This window comes from Halopenitus salinus, from assembly GCF_042662125.1.
GTDB classification, from domain to species: domain Archaea; phylum Halobacteriota; class Halobacteria; order Halobacteriales; family Haloferacaceae; genus Halopenitus; species Halopenitus salinus.
In genome coordinates this window covers 82,766-101,269 of record NZ_JBHSXL010000002.1, presented here as the reverse complement: position 1 = coordinate 101,269, position 18,504 = coordinate 82,766, and the positions used below count along the sequence as shown (strand labels likewise).

Genomic DNA, 18,504 nt, shown 5'->3' with positions numbered 1-18,504 from the left:
AATAAATCCACTAGACAACAATGGTGGGTGAGGATTTACCTGATTCGGCTCCCGGGAAACACGTCCCATATGGTGCGAATCCGTATTACAAGCCGGAGCCACTCCCTCCAAAAACTGATCTCACGTTCGACGCCGCGTTCTATGAGACGTTGTCCGAGGCAACGTTTTGGCTCGGGAAGCTCGGTGGATTCTCCTTGACGGTGGATTTCGCGCCCGTATTATACACCTCGTTGCTGCGGAAGGAGGCGATGGAGTCGTCCGAAATCGAGGGTGCCGATATCGACTATAACGCCCTCTATAGTTACGAGACTCGGTCTGGTGCATCATCCACAGGGCAACACGGTACGGAGCTCACTGACACGAAGGACGTTCAAGAGGTCCTCAACTATGAGGATGCACTCGAAGCGGGGATCGAACGGATCGGCGTCGGCGAGCACATCTCGCTCGAGCTGCTTCACTCACTCCACGAAACGCTCCTCACGAACGTCCCTGCGGACAGACGCGAGACCGAAACGATCGGGGAGTTCAAACGGCATCCAAATCACCTCGGTGAGTTCGTCCCGCCAGTCCCTGGAACGGTGGAGGGCCATATGGACGCGTTGCTGACGTACATCCGAACCGGCGGGACCTATCACCCACTCATCGACATCGCACTGACGCACTACCAATTCGAGACGATTCATCCATATGGAGACGGCAATGGCCGTCTCGGCCGCTTGTTGATCACACTCCAGTTGTACGCCGGCGGATACCTCGAGCAACCAAATCTCTACCTGAGCGAGTACTTCAACCGGTTCAAGGATACCTACGTCGAGCGACTGGAGGCGGTCAGATACGAGGGCGAATGGGAAGCGTGGATCGAGTTTTTCGTGACGGGAATTCGCCACCAAGCGGAGGAGTCGTTACGTCGATCACGTGAACTACGCAATCTTCAGTCCCGGTATGAGGAGACCTATGGTGGATACGCACGCGCTGACGCCAGATTAGCGTGCTCGCTTTTCGAACAACCCTACGTCACAGCCGCACTCGTTCAGGAACTGCTGGACGTGACGGGCCCCACTGCGTATCGAGCGATCGACAGTCTGATCGATGACGACGTGCTCGAGGAAACCACCGGAAGAGAACGCAACAAGGAGTATCGAGCAACCGAAATCTTCGAGATTCTCGAAAAACCTCCCCAGACATACTAGGAAGCAGTCATCCCTCCACACGATATCTACAGGCGGAACAGGCCGAGTGCCTCGGGGTCGTTCGGAAATCTTCCATTTCCGTGATGACGAGAGAGCTTCGCTCTCTCGAACCAATTGACCCCGAGGCGGTTCACTCCGGAAACCACTCCATCGGAAACAGCGGAGGTACGTCGTCTCTTTGTGGCTACGGCGACTCAAACCAGCTCACGGAACCAGACACTCAAGACGGTGGCCGCCGTACCGATGAACACACACTCTCTCTCCAGAAATGTCGACGCCTGCTACTACTCGTATCGCGTGTGCATCTCCACAGTTCGTCGAGCGGGCTGAGTCATCACTGCTGGACGACTGGCTCACCTACTACGATCCGTCGATCGTCCTCTTAACGGGAGATGCTCCGGCACCGCGTGCTGCAAGTCGTCTTCGCCGACGTCTTGGTTCGGAAACCCTCCTGTACCATCCTGCGAGTAACGCACCAGCGAGTGGTCCACGTCGTATCGATGGCGTTCAGGTCGTCCTTGCACCGACCGAACAGTCCCTTCGCGAACTTCGTGAATGTGAACACCGGGACCTCGACGTCGATCAGCCATCGTTCGTCCTTAGTGGACTCCTCGAGCTGGATGTGGACGCGACATCACTCTCGACCACACTCGTCGGTCGCGAAGCGTACCTCTCATCCCTTCAAACGAGCCAGCTCGAGGGAGATTATGTCCACATCTCGGCGTCCCTTCCAGCCGACTATCGCCGTGAGTGGGACGGCCTCACCGTCATTGGTGGGGGGTTCGATTCGGGATATGCGGGCACTCCTCTCGTCGCTCTTGACTGTCGAGAAGATGGACGTGTGCTCACGCGTTCAGTGAACCGATCGCAACTAGGACTTCGAGCGTTGGATCAGGTCGGAGGCAAACGCGCACAACAGCTCCGAGAAGCAGGTTTCACGAGTCGCGAAGATATCGCCAATACGTCTTCGAGCTCACTGTCTGAGTTTCCCGGACTCGGGAAGACGATCGCTGACCGAATCCAACAAAGCGCAACGGCGATCGCTCACGACGAGATCGTACGCAAGTCCGACGACCCGCTTCCGAACGGAGATCCTGTGTACATCGACATCGAAACGGATGGACTCTCTCCGACGATCACGTGGCTTATCGGTGTCCTGGATGGCACAGCTGCGGACGGCCGATACCTGTCATTCATTCAGATGAACCCCGACGAACCAGGACAGGCTCTCGAGGACTTCCTGGCGTGGTACACGGCAAACGCGAGCCATCGTCCTCTCGTGGCGTATCGTGGCTGGAAGTTCGACTTCAGCGTTATCCACGACCACATCATCGAGTATTGTCCACACTACGAGGACGACTGGAACAGTACCTATCGCTTCGATCCCTACCAGTGGGCCGTTGAGAACCAGAACGCGATCCTTCCTGGCCGCACGAATAAACTCGAAGACGTCGCCGCCGCTCTCGGGTACGAACGTGACGAGACCGGATTGACTGGAGCTGCAGTTGCCCGAACGTATCAACAATGGATGGCGGATCGATCCCCGTCGACGGAGCCTGATTGGGATCGGTTTAAGTCCTACTGTGAAGACGACGTCCGAGGGCTCGCTGTGATCTATGAGTCACTCGCAAAGAGTAACCGTATCGTATCGACCAACGAACCATCTCGCGATACCACGGAAACAACCACACAGCAACGTCTCACTGATTGGTAACCATGAGCTCAGATCCAGACCCAGACCCACCGGAGTACGCCCCAATTACTGCTCGAGGACTCGAACGAACGTTTCCCCAGTACGACGGTCAGTTACAACACGCCGAATCCGTTTCTGCACAAGCCGGTGCATACGTTGATCCGCACGAAGTACTCGATGCTGGGCTCGCTGCTTCGGTCAGTGAGTCTGTGGGGGATCTCTACACCCACCAGGAATCTGCCCTCCGTCATTTAGCAGATGGTGATGACGTCTGTGTCGCAACCTCGACGTCATCGGGAAAAACCTACGTCTATGCCCTTCAAATTGCTCGAAACTATCTCGAGGATCCGGATTCGACGGCACTTCTCGTCTACCCGACGAAGGCGTTATCTCGAGATCAGGAACAGGAACTCAACGAGTTCTTCAGCACGCTGGGATTGAACATTTCCGTTCGAGTATACGACGGCGATACTCCCCAGGATCGCCGAAAGCAGATTCGGGAAACGGCCGACGTTATCATCACGAACTTCGTCGGGGTCAACGTCTACTTGGCACACCACACGCGATGGCACACATTCTGGGCAAACTGTGACCTTCTCGCGATCGACGAATCCCACACGTACACGGGCGTCCACGGGATGCACGTTGCGTGGACGATCCGCCGATTACGACGGATCCTGGAACACTACGACAGTGACCCGCAGATCGTCTGTACCTCCGCAACGATCGGGAATCCCTCTGAACACTCGCGGCGACTGACCGGAAAATCGTTTACCGTCGTTGATGAAGACGGCTCGCCTCAAGGCAAGCGTGACATCGCGTTCTGGAAGCCACCCGTCGACGACGGGATGTTGGGTCCTGATGCCGACTTCGAGGAGTTTCAACAGGCGCAAACGAATCCTGTTCGCGAAGCGAGTTCCGTTCTTGCGCATCTTGGACTCAACGGCATCCAGACGCTGATGTTCACTCGGAGTCGGAAGAACGCGGAGCTCGGAGCGAAATACGCCGGTAACGCGGCGAGTTCTCACCCAAAATCCGGCTATCTAAGCGTCGAACCGTACCACGCCGGTCTGGGTAAGGAGACACGTCGTGGAACCGAATACCAGTTCAAGAGCGAGCAACTTGACGGCGTCACGTCGACGAACGCCCTCGAGCTTGGGATCGACATCGGTTCGATGGATGCAACGATACTCACGGGATATCCGGGTACTCGACAGTCGTTCTGGCAGCAGATCGGACGATCCGGCCGTGGCGATTCTGATGCCCTCTCGGTGTTCGTTGCTCGGGCAGACGCGATCGACCAGTACATTCTCGATGATCCTACGTACGTTCTCGGCGATGCGATCGAGGATGCCGTCATCGGGCTCGAGAACAACCCTGTCTACGCACAGCATATCCTGTGCGCTGCACAAGAACACCCGCTGACGGTCGCCGATCGGGAGTGGTTCGATGGAGATCGCCTCGATCGTGCTGTCGAGATGTGGATCGATGCCGGGAAACTCGCGGGTGATCTGTCGCGAAGCGTTCGCTATACCGGCTCTCCGCGACCGCAGTCCGACATTTCGATGTATACGTCCTCAGATATCCAGTTTGACGTCCGCTGTCAGGATCGGGACATCGATATGGAGCCGATCGACCGTGAACGAGCATATCGAGACCATCACGAAGGCGCGCTCTTTCTCCACAACGGGATCCAGTACGAGGTCGTTGACTTCGTCGAAGACGTTCCAAACCCCTACATCACCGTCGAAAAGGTTCGGACAAACGAGTATACCGAGACGATCTCCGAAAAGACCGTCCGTGATATCGATCCCGAGGCAACCCGAGATCTCGGGAACGGATACCAGCTCTCTTGGGGAACGGGTACCGTCGAAATCCATTATACCCATTTTCGTCGGAAGGACATCAATTCTGGCTCAGCGACCCAACCGTTACGACCTACGGGCCTTCCGCCGATCGAACTCAATACACAGTTGATGTGGATCGAAACTCCACCGTCGCTACAGGATGACGTCCTTCGCGAAATAACGGGTGAAGATTCTTCGACGCTGACGGACGGCGACATAATGGAGGTCTTTGGTGGTGGCCTCCACGGCGCCGAACACGGAATGATCAAGCTCACACCTCTCGAACTACGGATGGACAAATCCGATCTTGGCGGCTTGAGTACTATCGCACACCCGGAGACGGGCGTTCCAACGTGGTTTATCCACGACGCCGTCGAAGGAGGGCTCGGCTTTAGCAAACGAATCTTTGAGCAAACAGCGACGATCGCTGAACGGACTCACGAGCGAGTTAGTCAGTGTAACTGTAACGGAACGAGTGGTTGTCCCGCTTGTATAATGGACTCTCAATGTGGGAACCAGAACCGGTTCCTCCATACTGACGCCACACTGCTTGTACTGGACAATCTGATCAACCAGCTCTAGACAGTCGTCTGGCACGATAGTGTTCCTTCAAAACGGGTTCGCTAGATCTGTTTGCCTTAGGCGAATGGCCCCTTGTTGGACTGCGTTTTCGACAGCCGACTGATCGGTCATTAGAAAACAGTTGTAGCCATTAACCGTCCGCTGGACGACGGATTCTTTGAAGATATTGTCCGGGTGGTCGGTATATTTCTTCACTACCACAACGAACTCCTCGATCACGTCGACGCCGACGAGTCCATATCCGTGATCCTCGAGAAATTCCCTGAGTTCGTCATACTCGTTCGCAGGAACTTCGAACCGATACTGGTGGTTGTTGTAGTACCGCTTGAGTCGATCGAAGACCGCCTCGTCCTCGAAGAAATGCTTGAAGAGATGAACGTCGTCGACGACGAAAACGTTGACCCGTTCGTCACCCGCGCGGCGGGATTCCGCCATCTCACCACCGTGTTAGTCCTACTCATAATTGAATATGCCGCCGGTAGCCACTCACACTGTGGTTTTCGGTAGTGAGTCGATCGAACGTTCGGGGTATCTATTCGGACGAGCCCTGCCGCGCCTGATTCAAGAACGCCAGCGCGGCGCCGAGCAGGGCGAGGTTCTGGAGGAACGAGGTCATCTCTTCGTCCCGTGATTCCTCATCAACCACCCAGAAGTCGTGCATGGCGGGAGTGACGCCGACGAAGAAGGTCGCGACGCTGCCAGCCGACAGCTTGGGTAATCGACTAATGATTACTAGGTTCTCGACCCCGAGTTCTTGAGGATTGATTTCACAGCGTTCTCATCAGCGATTTTCAATCGCAAGCGTGGCCGACCAGTATTTATTTTGACTTTTTCGGTGGATAGCGCGCCTTCCTCTTCTAACGCCATTTTCCTTCGAGAGAACGTTGATTTGGATCCAACCCCTACTTGTTCACCCCACTTCGAGATTTGGTAGAACTGTTTGTCATGTTTGGCTGCAATTAGGAGCGCTACCGTTACGACGTCGACGTCGTCACGCACCTCTTCGAGGTTTTCAATGGTAGTAATAAAGTCCTCCATGAGGTCCCTACCAAGATTTTCCTGTAATGTTCTTTGTACAGTCCTTCGTGATGGTGTTTCGAATCTGTAACTCTCTGCACTCTCAAACCGATGACGATATTGGGTATTCACATGTTCGACTAGATCGTTTTCTCGCGTTGTGATCCCTCGTACTTCTCCATCGATATCGAGTAGCGAACTTACTGCTTCTTCACTTACAAGGAGCGTGTTCTCCGTAGGTGATTCAAGGAGATGGATGGTAAGCGCCTCATCATCGACAAGATCTCCCGCTCTCGACGCAACCGCAAAATCTTCGAATGCGGTATTCAACGCATCTTCGGTCGCAAGTATTTCGACTGGTCCTTCATCCAAATCGACCTCGTTGACAACGTGGACAATAATCCTTGACGGTGGATCGACGAGTAGCGGCGATTGTAGTTCTGTACTGAGGTTTAGAACACCGAATGTAGTCATTATTACAAATTTTCGACGGTAAACCAATAACCGTCTTGTGATTTGTGGATAATGTGGTACGCCGATATGTGGATTGCCGTACTGGCCTTTCAGCATTCCCCTTTACGTCGATCTTGATCCACCTTCGCTTCGATAATTTTATGAAATGAAATACGCCATTATGTGTATGTACGATTTGACCGGTTTCCAACGTGACTTGTTGTACGTTATTGCAGGCCTGGATGACCCTCACGGGCTTGCGATTAAGGACGAGCTCGAAGACTACTACGAGAAAGAGATCCATCACGGGCGTTTGTACCCGAATCTCGATACGCTTGTTGAGAAGGGGCTTGTCGAGAAAGGTGAACTCGATCGCCGAACGAACTACTACACCCTAACTCGACGTGGACAGCGAGAAATCGAGGCACGTGATGAGTGGCAGGCTCAATACGTCGACGTCGCTACTGAGTGAGCTACCCGCCCTGTTCGGCCTGGCGGCCTCGTTGAGGACGGGGCTTCCTGTTTCTACGACACGCTTTGCCGGAACCGGATCGGTTCCCGTAGGCCAGTCGTATCTCACTTAGCGTCCGTCTGAACGTTTGCACCAATCGCTTCGATAAAGGACGTGAGAAATTCCTCCGGAGTACGTGCGTGATCGTCTGGAGGCTCTTTCCAAAATTCGACGTCGAACCCTTCCACTTGTCCCGAATCTTCGTTGACGTTTTCGATGACCAAAATCGAACTCTGGTAGATTACCACCGTTCGGTGGTTGTCGACGTCGAGATACTCGATTGCTGTCTTGTCCAGCACCGTGTGAAGATCCGTCTCTCGTGGTAGCGTGCAACGTTTTGTGGGTCGTCCACTACCATTGTCTTCCATTGGTACCCCGTTATTGACTCATTGACGGTTATTCGTATCTAGTCATCGAACGTCATCCCGTATCCCCACTCCTCCAGATTGGCCTCGACTTCGTCGAGGTGTTGGAGCCCCGCTTTCATTACGGCTTCGCGTAGGTCCGTAAGCGAGACGTCGTCGTCGAACCGGTCTTCGAGCTCTCGTTGGGCCTCTCGTTCCGCACTTTTCGTGTCCTCCTGGATGAACAACGGAACGCGGTCACGGCCGTCCTGTACGCCATCCCGTCGAAATTTGTACGGGATCTGCATCGATTGCCGCCCTGTGCTGGCTTGGTGGCTTCGGCTGTCATCAACTGGCCGATCGACTTCGGGTTCTTGCTCGGCTTTCTCCTCCTTTACATCAACCTCTGATTCGGTGTCATCATCACCGGCGAACGGGTTTTCGCCAGCTCCGGTCTTCATCCCCGTCATACGGAGAGCACCTCGTGGTTGAGGTCTCCGGGTTCAGGTGGGTTTGGTGCTTCCAGGCCTACTTGGTCTTCCAGGTGGCGGGCGATTCGATCGAACTGCGCGAGTGTCTCGATCTCGTAGTCGCGCTGTCGATCACGGTGGTCTCGGACGTAGGTGTAGGCGGAACATTGCTTCATCCAACATCCCTCCATTAGGGATGCCCGCTCCCCGATCACTTCGGGAATTGGGTAGTCGATCTCGTCGAGGATCGTCTGCTGGTCCCGCGTATTCTTGAATCCCATCGGGACTGCGGCGAGGACGCCGACTTCGACGTTCAGTTGGTCTTCGAGACCGGCCACGAGCGACTCGAGACCTTGGACCGCAGCTCGGCCTTTCGCGCTGGGTTCGACGGGGATGACCAGCGATCGCGTCGCGTGGATCGCGTTGTAGAGGTGGGGGCCTTCCGTTGCAGGTGGATCACAGATGAGGACGTCATACTCGTCCGGGACGCCGGCGTTTTGAAGTACACGGAGTAACTGGGCGTGCATCCCGAACGCTTCGCCCATTGCTTCTGCCTGGTCTTTCTCCCGCTGGAGATACTCTGCGAGATCTGAAAGCATGTTGTGTTCCGGAACGATATCCACTCCCTCTACTGTTCGAACGAGGTCGTCGAAGTCGCCCTGTGGTCGCCGGATCATGTGCCGGACGAGATTGTCGACCGATTCGGTGCGGTCGGTGTCCACGCCAAATAATCGCGAGAGATCGCCATCTTGGGGATCCAACGGGACAACGAGGGGTTTGAGTCCGGCCCGTGCATGAGCAACAGCCAAATTCGCAGCTGTGGTGGTTTTCCCAACCCCGCCTGCCTCACTGTACGTCGAGTACGCTAACATACTCACGCCATGGACACCACTCATCTTGAAAGTTCGGTTTATTCATTCATGACTGAACTATATTACATGTGTTAATGAACACAACTAATGAACATCAATAATGAACACAACAAAATTGTGTATTTATTTGATGTAGTGAACATCATGGATGGGGCTCAATCCTGGCTGAAAGTACTGTACGCACATAATGGGTTGTATTCGTTGAATATTCGTGTGAATGCACAGACGGAGCGGGGGACAGCCCGTTTCGCTAGCGTACTTCGGCTTTGCCAACCGGATCGGCGAAGGCTACTGTGTCTTTCACCTTGGTAATCTCGACGTCGACTCGATCCCCCGGCTGCGTGCCTGGAACGATCACAATGAACCCACGTTCGACTTTCGCCAGTCCATCTCCCTGATCGCCGAGTGTATCAATGGTGACCGATCGAACATCACCAACCTTCACTGGTGGGTCCGGCGTTTCGATTTGTTCCTCATCGGTGGCCTCGGTCACTCGGTGTGTTGATCCGGACGACTCTGATTTCTGTCCCGTTTGAGTCGGCGATTCTAGTAGAGCAACACGATATGGGCTTTCGGTGGTGAGAGAGGTACCCTCAACGAGTTCTTTCGGCAGTGTGAGTTCATATTTGTCCTCGTTTTCATCGAGTGTTGTCTCGTAAAGCAAACGCAGTGAATCCGCAATCTCAGTCATACAGGGTCTACACAGGCCTGCATAAAGGAAATTTGGTTTGCGAAGGGTTAGAACACCGTTGTAGCTGGTCTCTTCCGTGTTTTGAGTGTGCCAACAACATCAGGCCGACGGGAGATGAATTGGAAGCATTTGGTATCGCGATATATAGTTTATATCTTGACAATCCGTAGAATATCGCAAGTACGACGCTTCAAACAGCGTAATTCGGTAGATATAGCTTTCTCACCTATTGGTTATGATTACCCCAATAATCACGACCACTTTGAAGTACCCCGACGCCGTCGGTGAAGCACGAATGCTGCAACCGGCTCAGAACGGTGCTTCCCCCGGGGTAGCGCCGCCAAGAACGAGGTTCGAGATAGCTCTGGGGCTCCTCAGCTGAGTCGAGGCGATGGCGAAAAGGGAAACTCGATATAGGACTAATGACCTCAATCTATATTAAGACACAGTCCGAAGGGTGTTGTATGACCAAAGACGAATCGAACTCCGAGGGCCTGATGGAACGCCAGACCACGGGTGAAGACCGCGTGCGGATGGTTGCTCGGCAGCTGTCGGAGCCACAGACAGCCAACTGGATCGCCTCCGAAGCGGGCTGGTCACACGAACCAACTAAGCGCGTCCTCGAGCGACTCGTCGACGACGGCGTCCTCCACCGTGACGAAAGCGGTACTCACACGACGTATTACCCTGATTATCGCCGCCAAGCGATGCAGGAGGCGATGCGTCTTCGAGACAGCGGACACACTGTCGAGGAGCTTACGGACCGGCTCGCGGATATGAAGACCCAGATCCGCGACTGGGAGGACGAATTCGGCGTCGAGTCACCGAACCAGCTTCGCGGGACGCTCGCTGACGAGGCCCTGGACGCTGATGAGGAAGATCGGCGCCGTGAGATCGCCCGCGAGTGGGAGCACCTTCAACGGCGTATCCAGATCGTCGGCTTCGCCATCCGCGAATGGGATTTTCTCGCACCGACGACAGAGCCTGCTGAGGCCAGCAGCTAACGGATGTCGGTCCCGCATCCAGGTGGTGATCCGAACGCGAACCTCTACGCCCAACTGAAGCGAGACGTCCTTGACCGTGTGCCACAGATTTCGGCGGTCGAGTTCGTACCTGACGATATCGAGGCCAAGCAGCTGCGGGCGGTTTTTGATCCAGCCCGCCTTGATCCCCCAACGGGCCCTGATTCGCCGGAACTGACCGTCAAGTGGTATCGACAGGACTCACACGATTGGTTCCGTATCAACTACACCGACCCGAACACGGGCTTTCACGCCGGCTGGCACCAGGACGAAGACCATCCCGATCTCGGACAGGCGCATTTCCAGTACTCAGCTGCCGATAAGGAGGACCGCTGGGGAATCACATTTGAACACCGGACTCCTTCCCTGATCCTCTGGGAAATCGTCGAAGCACTCCTCGAGGATGTTCGTCCGACTTACCAGTACGCGAACGAGGAACCATGACACCCCGAGAACACGCCGATCAGTCACTCGCGAGTTCCTTCGAACGCTACCTCCAGGACAAGGGGAAAGGCCGCGGTGGTGACGGCGGGAACTATCGACGTAACGCTGCACGCGAGCTCGAGCGGTTCGCCGAGTGGGCCGCCGGCGACCGCGGCGCCGACGACTGGACCGGGATCGTCCCCGACGACGTCGACCGAGTGCCGACCTTCGAGGACCTCGACGAACGCGTCTTCCGGGAGTACGCCCGGCATCTCGGTGGAGATCGGGGACTCAAACAGAACACGGTACAAACCTATTACCGCTATATCTCTGCGTGGTGTGGCTGGTGCGTCAACGAGGGGTATCTCGAAGCGCATTACGCGCAGCGGGCGAGTGCGATGGCGCCGCTGCCGGAGGACGACGGCCGCAAGCCCGGCGACCAGCAGGCCTGGACGTCCGAGCAGCGCCACGCCCTCACCCGCCACGTCGACGAACGGGCCCGCGACGCCGTCGAGGCGTACACGACACTCCCGGAGGATACTGACCCCCTCGACAAACAGCGACTGCGCTACGCGGCGCTGAAGGCGGCTCGTGACCGGGCTCTGGTGTTCGTCCTCGCGTACACAGCCGTCCGCGTCGGTGAACTCCTCCGTGACCCGAACGATCCACGCCGGCGCGGGGTCCGCTGGGAGGATCTCTCGCTCGACGACGGGAGTATGGACGTCTACCGGAAGAAACAGCAGTGGGACGCCGCCAGCCTCCCTGACCCGGTGATCTCACCTCTTCAGAGCTATCGCAAACTCATGGATCCGCCAACTGAGCGGTGGCCGGTGTTCCCGACATTCGACCAGCGGACGCTCGCAGGACTCGTCCAGGATGAGCTCGCCGACCGAGGGGAACATACGGAGGCAATCGCCGAACGCCGTGAGGAGTACGCTCGCGACCTCCTCCTGGCGCTCGATGAGGATATTCGGCCGCCCTCGATTACGACGGACGGCACACGATCGATTCTCCAACGGCTCTCAGAAGCTGCAGAGATAGACATCGACCATCCGAAACACGATTACCTTGCTCCACACGGCGGCCGGCGTGGAATGGGTGAAGTTCTCGTTCGAGCATTCGGATACACGGTTGCCGCCCGGTATCTCGACAATTCAGAGGAGATGGTGAGAGAGCGGTATTCACATATCGAGGCCGGAGAACTCGGTGATGTCGCTACTGAGGCGCTCGAGGAGATCGATAGTATACCGGAGTAATTTTTTTTTTCGAGTGTGGGGGTGGACCGACGTGGTCACACCACTTCGACGGTGAACAGCGAGTCGTCGTTGTGGACGACCTGTACCCGGTGGTGCCAGGCGTCAGCGAACGCCTCCCGCTGTTGATCGCTTGCTGACCCATCCAGTATTTCCTGGAGATTCCCGATTGCGGGTCCCCCGTCAGGAACGTCGCCAACATGGTAGGTCACTTCGACGGTCTCGTTCGTATCGGTTCGCCGGAACCGGAACGTCGGCGCCGCCGTGTCTGGATCGAATGCGTCGAAGTGCAGGAGGTCACGGCGCCCCCCATGACCACCGGCGAGCCCGCTGAATCCGTCGTCCTCGGTCGCGCCAGTCACGTACGAAATGATGCGCCCCATCACGCCGTACGCAGCATCGTCTCGCGGGCCGGCTACCTGGACTTCGATTTCGCTTCGGATTGGATAGTCGTCGGGATACAGGGCATCGAGCCCGAGCTGGACGATCCGGTAGGCGCCCGAGGCAGTCGGACAGGAGTGACCGGCCTCTTTCACCGCGTCCGTGTAGGTGACGACGAACGGATCGCCTGATGTGAGGACGCCGAGGGCCTCCGCGACGGGGTCGCGGATTTCGATCGGGTCGGCGTCGTAGTCGACCTGCCAGTCGGTGCTAGTGTGCGTCGCGTCAGTCGCAGGTGAATTTGTTGTCATTGGTTGTGGTGATTAGTGTCGGAGCAGTCGCATCCCGTTGAGGATGACGAGGAGAACGCTGGCTTCGTGGACGAGCATCCCGGCGGCGAGCGTGACGTAACTGGTGAGCACGCCAGCGAGCAGGACGGTCACGGTCAGCACCGCGAGCCCGACGTTCTCGAGGACGTTCCAGCGCGTCGCCTTACTGAGTGCGACCGCGTACGGGATGCGTTCGAGGTCGTCGGCCATCAGCGCCATGTCCGCCGTCTCGATGGCGGTGTCCGTGCCGGCAGCGCCCATCGCGATACCGACGTCGGCGGTCGCCAGCGACGGCGCGTCGTTGATGCCATCGCCGACCATCGCAACGACGTGGCCGTCGGCCTGGTATTCTTCGATGACGGTCTGTTTGTCCTCGGGAAGGAGTTCGGCGCGGTACTCGTCGATGCCCACCTCCCCTGCGACGGCACTTGCCGTCCGCTCGTTGTCGCCGGTGAGCATCACCGTCTCGATGCCGGCATCTTGAAGCGCCGCTACGACGCCAGGAGCGGCCTCTCGAAGTTCGTCGCGCATCGCGATCACGCCGATGATGCTGCCGTCTCGCACGACGTGGACGACCGTCTCACCGCGTTCCTCGCGGCCACGGACGTACTCGGCGATGTGATCCGGGATGTCGATGCTGCGGTCGTCGAGCAGCGCCCGGTTCCCAACGACGACCTCGTGGCCGTCCGTATGGGCGACGACACCCTTGCCGGCGACCACGTCGAAGTCATCCGGATCCGGAACCGACCGGTGTTCGGCGCTCGCGGCATCGGAATGGGCGATCGCAGTTCCGCCATCGGTTGCGGCGGTCGGACGATCGCGTGCTGCGTCGACGATGGCGTCGGCGAGGTGGTGTTCGCTTTTCTTCTCGGCAGTCGCCGCGAGCGAGATTACCTCGTCGTCGTCGACGCCGAACCCCTCGACGTCGGCGACGGTGGTCTCACCTTTCGTGAGGGTGCCGGTCTTGTCGAAGGCAACGAGGTCGATCTTGCCGGCACGTTCGAGGTGTTCGCCACCCTTCATCAGGACGCCCGACCGGGCGGCGTTCCCGATGGCCGAGACGATGCTGACCGGCGGTCCGATGACCAGCGCACCGGGACAGCCGATGACCAGCAAGGTGAGCGATAGGATCGCGTTCTGCGTGACTGCGTACGCGCCGATTGCGAGCACGATGACGGCTGGGGTGTAGTACTTCGCGAACCGGTCGATGAGACTCTCCGTGGGCGACTGGGCCTCCTGGGCCTCCTCGACGCGGCGGATGATGCGCTCGAGCGTCGTATCCGAGCCCGCACCCGTCGTCCGGACCTCCAGTGCGCCTTCCTGGTTGACCGTCCCCGCGTAGACTTCGTCACCGTCGGCCTTGTGAACGGGCGCGCTCTCGCCGGTGACCGGGGCCTGATTGACGGCACTCTCGCCGTCGACGACGCTCCCGTCGACCGGGATCTTCCCGCCCGGCTTCACGAGGACAACTTCACCCTCCTCGACGTCGCGGGCAGGTACTTCTTGGAGGTCTCCGTCGCGACGGACGGTCGCCGTGTCGGGCGTCATCTCCAGAAGTTCTTGGAGGGCCGTCCGGGTCTTCCGCATCGTCCGGCCTTCTAGGTAGCTGCCGAGGCTGAACAGGAAGACGACGGCGGCGGCCTCCCAATATTCGCCGATGACGATGGCACCAATGGCCGCCAAGGTCACGAGCGTCTTGATGCCGAGCGTTCGGTTGGTGACCTCGTAGTAGGCGGTTTTGGCGATGTCGTAGCCGCCGATGATCGCCGCGAGGATGAGAATACCGGCACTCGCTGTATCGAAGCCGGTGAAGTGGCCGAGGCTCCAGCCGCCACCGTAGAGCAGGCCGCTGGACGCCGTGACGATGGCTTTCCGGTTCTTCCGGTAGTACTGTGTGATCGGTTGTGCGTTCATTGATCTAGGCGGGCTGGGGCGTGTAGCCCTGGTTTTCGATGGCTTGTGCGAAGGCGTCGGGGTCAGCGACGTCGTCGTCGTACTCGATCTCGACTCGGCCGGTCGTGTAGTGGACTTTCACATTCTGGACGCCGTCGACGTTCGAGAGGGCGCGTTCAACGGTGCTCGCGCATGTCGGGCAGTCGAAGTCCATCACACGGAGTTGGGTCGTTTCGTTCATCACAGTTCTACGTAGCACCCGGACCGCCATATATATTTTTTAAATGATATGTTTGAATAGGGATATAGGTCGTTGGAACAGTCCAATCGGTCGTCTAGGGCTTCGACTCGATCCGATCGCAGGCCAGTCGTCCGGTCGAAGCGCTCGACAGCAGTGTTCGCCGCTACCTTTTCCCGCACGTGTCTCGCAGTCCCATTATGAGCAGTTCCGGTGCCGACCACTATCTCGACGACATCGCGATCAGGGATACTCGCGTCTCGGACGCCATCGACGAACCAATGCGAGCGATGATCCTCGACATACTGGCCGACGAGGCACGGACGGCAGGCGAGGTTCACGACCGACTCACCGACCGAGGGATCGAGCGGACCGAAAACACCGTTCGACACCACATAAACGAACTCCGTGATTCAGGGCTAGTGGACGTCGTCCGCTTCGAGGAGGGACGTGGCGGCACGACGAAGTACTACCACGCGAACACGATCGTCCTCTCGTACTCCCTGCCCGACACCGCTGATGCCGCCGTCGAGGAGATGACCGACGCTATCCAGCCAGAGATTACAGAGGCGCTGAACCAGCTTACGGGGGAGTACGAGGAGTCTATCAAGGAGATAACGAGGGAGATGCAACCGTGCGATCACTGTCGGAACCAGAAGTACGAGACGTACGTCCTGCTGACCGTCCTGCGGCGAGCGTTCGTCCGCGCTCAGCGGGAATCGTAAGCGAAGACGGGACCACCACGGCGGCGATATCCGCTATCTCGGTCTTCGGAGAGATGATTTCGTACGGAAGATTAGCGTACTGGAATTGACGCTGTGGACGGCCGCTAGTCGTCGTCCTCCGCCATCACCCGATTGGGAATCGTCCCCTCCTCTAGGGACTCCGCCGGGTCCGAGACGTCCCGCAGCGTGAACCGCTTTTTCACCATGTCGTAGGCGAACACGAGCGTCCCGATGATGATGAGAGTGTCACCCGGGAGACGCGCCCAGAACAGGAGTTGGATGATCTCGCTGTTGTAGAAGGCGAGACTCCGAGCGGCACCATAGGTCTGCGTGAACGCCGTCTCGAGCTGGAGGAACCCGACTGGGAGCACCGAGACGAACACCATGACCGCGAGGCCAACGTTCCAGAGCCAGAACGACCAGCGAAGTCGACGCTCCGTCCACTGAGAGGGAATCGTCGAAATGCGGAGCATGTACGTAGCCATCCCCAGTGCAAGGAGGCCGAACGCGCCGAACATCGCGGCGTGCGCGTGTCCAACGGTAAGATACGTCCCGTGCTCGTAGTAGTTGACGATGGGGAGGTTGATGAAGAACCCGAGCACGCCGGCGCCGACGAAGTTCCAGAACCCGCTCGCGATGATGAACATGAACGGGAGCGTGTACGGGAACGATTCGTCGCTCGTCGCGAGCGCCCGGTACTGCCCCATCGCCTCGAACAGGATGAGGATGAGGGGAATGAGTTCCAGCGTCGAGAAGATCGTTCCCAACGGGAGCCACATATCGGGTTGGCCGATCCACCAGTAGTGATGGGATGCGCCGATGACGCCCGATCCCATCACGAACAGGGCCTGGAACGCGACGGCTTTCTCGGCCGAGCGCTTCCTGAGTAGCCCCATTGAGACGAGCGTGAGTCCGATGACGGCGACGATGAAGAACTCGAAGGCGCCCTCGACCCACATGTGAACCACCCACCAGCGCCAGAACTCCGTCATCACGATGTTCGTCTCCGGCGTATAGAACATCCCTGCGGTGAAGAGGAGGCCGATGGACCCACCGGCGTAGATGATCATGTGGGCGAGCCCGAACCGCGATTCGCGTTCGAGCATCGGTTTGAACCCGCGGTACACGAGGCCAGTCCACAGCACGAATCCGACGAGCAGGCCGACCTGCCAGAGCCGGCCCACTTCGAGGTACTCGAGCCCTTCGTTCCCGATGATCCACCAGAGTTCGCCGTCGATGTAGCCATGGGACCCGAGCCAGACGCCGGCGAGACCCCCGACTGCAACGACGATGAGCGCTCCGAGCAGGACGTGGATGAAGGTTCGTTGTCGCTTGGGTTCGTGGTTAGTGAGAAGGGGCGGGAGGAACAGTCCCGCGCCGAGCCACAGCGCCGCAATCCAGAGGATCCCAAGGTCAAGGTGGAACGTCTTGGCGAGCGCGAACGGGAATACCTCGACGATATGGATACCAAACACTTCCTCGATCCCGAAGAACGCGTGTCGCTCGATGTAGTAGTGTGCGAGAAGTCCGCCCAAGAAGACCTGTAAGGTGAATAGTAACCCCGCGAGCGGGATGAAGCGGGTTGCTGCGCGTTGACTAGGAGTTAGATTGATTTCGTCTGGCGGTGGGATTTCGATGCCCTTGATTTTCGGTTCTGGGAGTTCGACGGATTTGTAGAGGAAGACGCCGAGGCCGACGGCACCGACGAGCAGGACCATACTGATGACGCTCCATATCATCGTCGCACCAGTCGGTGTGTTACCGGCGGCGGGGTTGTACGGCCATTCGTTCGTGAAGCTCGTGTCGCCACCCGGTCGGTCGGTGTGGGATATCCACGCAGTCCAGAGCGCGAAGTCGGCGAACTGACTCGCTTCTTCTTCGGAACCGATGAAGCCGGCGGCGACGCCGCGGTCGAGTGCGCCCTCGTGGTATCGTTGGACGTACTCGTCGCGGACCTGCTCGTGGGCGTACATCTCCGCTTCGGAGTATTCAATTGTCTCTGCGCCTTCGGTGAACTGTTCGTCGAGGTCGTCCTGGACGAGGCGGTCGACACTCCCCTGCTCAGCCGATTCTAGGCCCGAATACGCTGTATCGTACCGGTCCTGTGCGTAGTAGTCCCGCATGTACTCGACTTTCAGGTCGAGCGTGTCGGCGGTGTAGTCGACCCCATAATATGCGCCATTGCCGAGGATTGACCCGTGGTTCATCAGACTGTTCTTCTGAAACGCGATTTTCCCGGCCTGAACCTGAGATTGCGTGGCGACGGTTTCGCCATCAGGACCGACTACCTCCTGAGGTATTGGAGGGACTTCTTGTGCGGAATAAATCGCACCCCCGCCCATCACGATCAGATTAAATACAAAAACCGTGATTAGGGCTTTTGCGATAGTTTGTCTCGTGATCTGCATAGAAATGCCAATACATTATGGGGACTTGAAACTGCGGGGGTAGCGAATATTCTAGTTCACCGGATATTACTACCCCCTGACGAGCCCTGTAAAAAGTATGAACGCTCACTGCTACGTCAGGCCCAGCCATAAACCCGCTTCTAATAAGCCAATACTGTCTCT

18 protein-coding genes and 1 pseudogene are annotated in these 18,504 nt (G+C 57.6%); 8 read left to right on the top strand and 11 right to left on the bottom strand.

Features of this window, described 5'->3' with window-relative positions; genetic code table 11:
• The first annotated feature begins 20 nt into the window (after positions 1 to 20).
• The 3 genes from ACFQE9_RS01720 to ACFQE9_RS01710 all read left to right on the top strand — a co-directional run bounded on the left by ACFQE9_RS01720 (position 21) and on the right by ACFQE9_RS01710 (position 5,312).
• Positions 21 to 1,190 (top strand): Fic family protein, encoded by a 1,170-nt coding sequence (locus ACFQE9_RS01720; RefSeq protein WP_379739406.1) that lies wholly within the window; start codon positions 21 to 23, stop codon positions 1,188 to 1,190.
• Positions 1,191 to 1,812: 622 nt separating this feature from the next.
• A complete protein-coding gene (locus ACFQE9_RS01715; RefSeq protein ID WP_379739403.1) occupies positions 1,813 to 2,904 on the top strand; it encodes a ribonuclease H-like domain-containing protein in 1,092 nt (363 codons plus the stop codon).
• A gap of 2 nt (positions 2,905 to 2,906) precedes the next feature.
• Positions 2,907 to 5,312: a DEAD/DEAH box helicase gene (locus ACFQE9_RS01710; RefSeq protein WP_379739400.1), complete on the top strand. Its 2,406-nt coding sequence runs from the start codon at positions 2,907 to 2,909 to the stop codon at positions 5,310 to 5,312.
• Between the two features lie 27 nt (positions 5,313 to 5,339).
• On the opposite strand, the gene ACFQE9_RS01705 is transcribed toward ACFQE9_RS01710, so the two are convergent.
• The 3 genes and pseudogenes from ACFQE9_RS01705 to ACFQE9_RS01695 form a co-directional block, all read right to left on the bottom strand.
• Positions 5,340 to 5,747, bottom strand: coding sequence for a hypothetical protein (locus ACFQE9_RS01705; protein ID WP_379739397.1), 408 nt, complete (start codon positions 5,745 to 5,747; stop codon positions 5,340 to 5,342).
• A 97-nt stretch (positions 5,748 to 5,844) separates the two neighbouring features.
• Positions 5,845 to 6,033: pseudogene (locus tag ACFQE9_RS01700) on the bottom strand (DoxX family protein); the annotation flags it as partial.
• Between the two features lie 11 nt (positions 6,034 to 6,044).
• Positions 6,045 to 6,803, bottom strand: coding sequence for a transcriptional regulator TbsP domain-containing protein (locus ACFQE9_RS01695; RefSeq protein ID WP_379739394.1), 759 nt, complete (start codon positions 6,801 to 6,803; stop codon positions 6,045 to 6,047).
• A gap of 166 nt (positions 6,804 to 6,969) precedes the next feature.
• Between ACFQE9_RS01695 and ACFQE9_RS01690 the strand changes: the two genes are divergently transcribed.
• On the top strand, positions 6,970 to 7,254 hold the full coding sequence (locus tag ACFQE9_RS01690; RefSeq protein WP_379739391.1) for a PadR family transcriptional regulator: 285 nt from the start codon (positions 6,970 to 6,972) through the stop codon (positions 7,252 to 7,254).
• 104 nt (positions 7,255 to 7,358) lie between these two features.
• On the opposite strand, the gene ACFQE9_RS01685 is transcribed toward ACFQE9_RS01690, so the two are convergent.
• The 4 genes from ACFQE9_RS01685 to ACFQE9_RS01670 all read right to left on the bottom strand — a co-directional run bounded on the left by ACFQE9_RS01685 (position 7,359) and on the right by ACFQE9_RS01670 (position 9,670).
• The gene (locus ACFQE9_RS01685; protein ID WP_379739388.1) at positions 7,359 to 7,592 is read right to left on the bottom strand and encodes a hypothetical protein; all 234 of its coding nucleotides are present in this window, start codon (positions 7,590 to 7,592) and stop codon (positions 7,359 to 7,361) included.
• 107 nt (positions 7,593 to 7,699) lie between these two features.
• A complete protein-coding gene (locus tag ACFQE9_RS01680; RefSeq protein ID WP_379739385.1) occupies positions 7,700 to 8,107 on the bottom strand; it encodes a DUF7970 domain-containing protein in 408 nt (135 codons plus the stop codon).
• Positions 8,104 to 8,979 carry a ParA family protein gene (locus ACFQE9_RS01675; protein WP_379739382.1) on the bottom strand — a complete coding sequence of 292 codons (876 nt, stop codon included), beginning with the start codon at positions 8,977 to 8,979 and terminating at the stop codon, positions 8,104 to 8,106. Before ACFQE9_RS01675 ends, ACFQE9_RS01680 begins: the two co-directional genes overlap by 4 nt.
• 250 nt (positions 8,980 to 9,229) lie before the next feature.
• The gene (locus ACFQE9_RS01670) at positions 9,230 to 9,670 is read right to left on the bottom strand and encodes a TRAM domain-containing protein (RefSeq protein ID WP_379739379.1); all 441 of its coding nucleotides are present in this window, start codon (positions 9,668 to 9,670) and stop codon (positions 9,230 to 9,232) included.
• Positions 9,671 to 10,092: 422 nt separating this feature from the next.
• On the opposite strand from ACFQE9_RS01670, the gene ACFQE9_RS01665 reads away from it, so the two are divergent.
• From ACFQE9_RS01665 to ACFQE9_RS01655, 3 genes are read left to right on the top strand one after another with little or no spacing between them, the layout of a single operon-like run.
• Positions 10,093 to 10,674, top strand: coding sequence for a DUF7342 family protein (locus ACFQE9_RS01665; protein ID WP_379739376.1), 582 nt, complete (start codon positions 10,093 to 10,095; stop codon positions 10,672 to 10,674).
• 3 nt (positions 10,675 to 10,677) lie between these two features.
• Entirely contained in the window at positions 10,678 to 11,136 is a 459-nt protein-coding gene (locus ACFQE9_RS01660; RefSeq protein WP_379739373.1) for a hypothetical protein, read from the top strand.
• Positions 11,133 to 12,371 carry a tyrosine-type recombinase/integrase gene (locus tag ACFQE9_RS01655; RefSeq protein ID WP_379739370.1) on the top strand — a complete coding sequence of 413 codons (1,239 nt, stop codon included), beginning with the start codon at positions 11,133 to 11,135 and terminating at the stop codon, positions 12,369 to 12,371. The genes ACFQE9_RS01660 and ACFQE9_RS01655 overlap by 4 nt, the downstream gene beginning before the upstream one ends.
• Before the next feature lie 35 nt (positions 12,372 to 12,406).
• Here the strand turns inward: ACFQE9_RS01655 and ACFQE9_RS01650 are convergent, their stop codons facing one another.
• From ACFQE9_RS01650 to ACFQE9_RS01640, 3 genes are read right to left on the bottom strand one after another with little or no spacing between them, the layout of a single operon-like run.
• Positions 12,407 to 13,060: a hypothetical protein gene (locus ACFQE9_RS01650; RefSeq protein ID WP_379739367.1), complete on the bottom strand. Its 654-nt coding sequence runs from the start codon at positions 13,058 to 13,060 to the stop codon at positions 12,407 to 12,409.
• 12 nt (positions 13,061 to 13,072) lie between these two features.
• Positions 13,073 to 14,992 carry a heavy metal translocating P-type ATPase gene (locus ACFQE9_RS01645; protein WP_379739364.1) on the bottom strand — a complete coding sequence of 640 codons (1,920 nt, stop codon included), beginning with the start codon at positions 14,990 to 14,992 and terminating at the stop codon, positions 13,073 to 13,075.
• Positions 14,993 to 14,996: 4 nt separating this feature from the next.
• A complete protein-coding gene (locus ACFQE9_RS01640; protein ID WP_006667201.1) occupies positions 14,997 to 15,212 on the bottom strand; it encodes a heavy-metal-associated domain-containing protein in 216 nt (71 codons plus the stop codon).
• Between the two features lie 197 nt (positions 15,213 to 15,409).
• Between ACFQE9_RS01640 and ACFQE9_RS01635 the strand changes: the two genes are divergently transcribed.
• Positions 15,410 to 15,934, top strand: a complete 525-nt coding sequence (locus tag ACFQE9_RS01635; protein ID WP_006667203.1) for a winged helix-turn-helix domain-containing protein — start codon at positions 15,410 to 15,412, stop codon at positions 15,932 to 15,934.
• 104 nt (positions 15,935 to 16,038) lie between these two features.
• Here the strand turns inward: ACFQE9_RS01635 and ACFQE9_RS01630 are convergent, their stop codons facing one another.
• Positions 16,039 to 18,342, bottom strand: coding sequence for a nitric-oxide reductase large subunit (locus ACFQE9_RS01630; protein WP_006667204.1), 2,304 nt, complete (start codon positions 18,340 to 18,342; stop codon positions 16,039 to 16,041).
• Between the last annotated feature and the right edge of the window lie 162 nt (positions 18,343 to 18,504).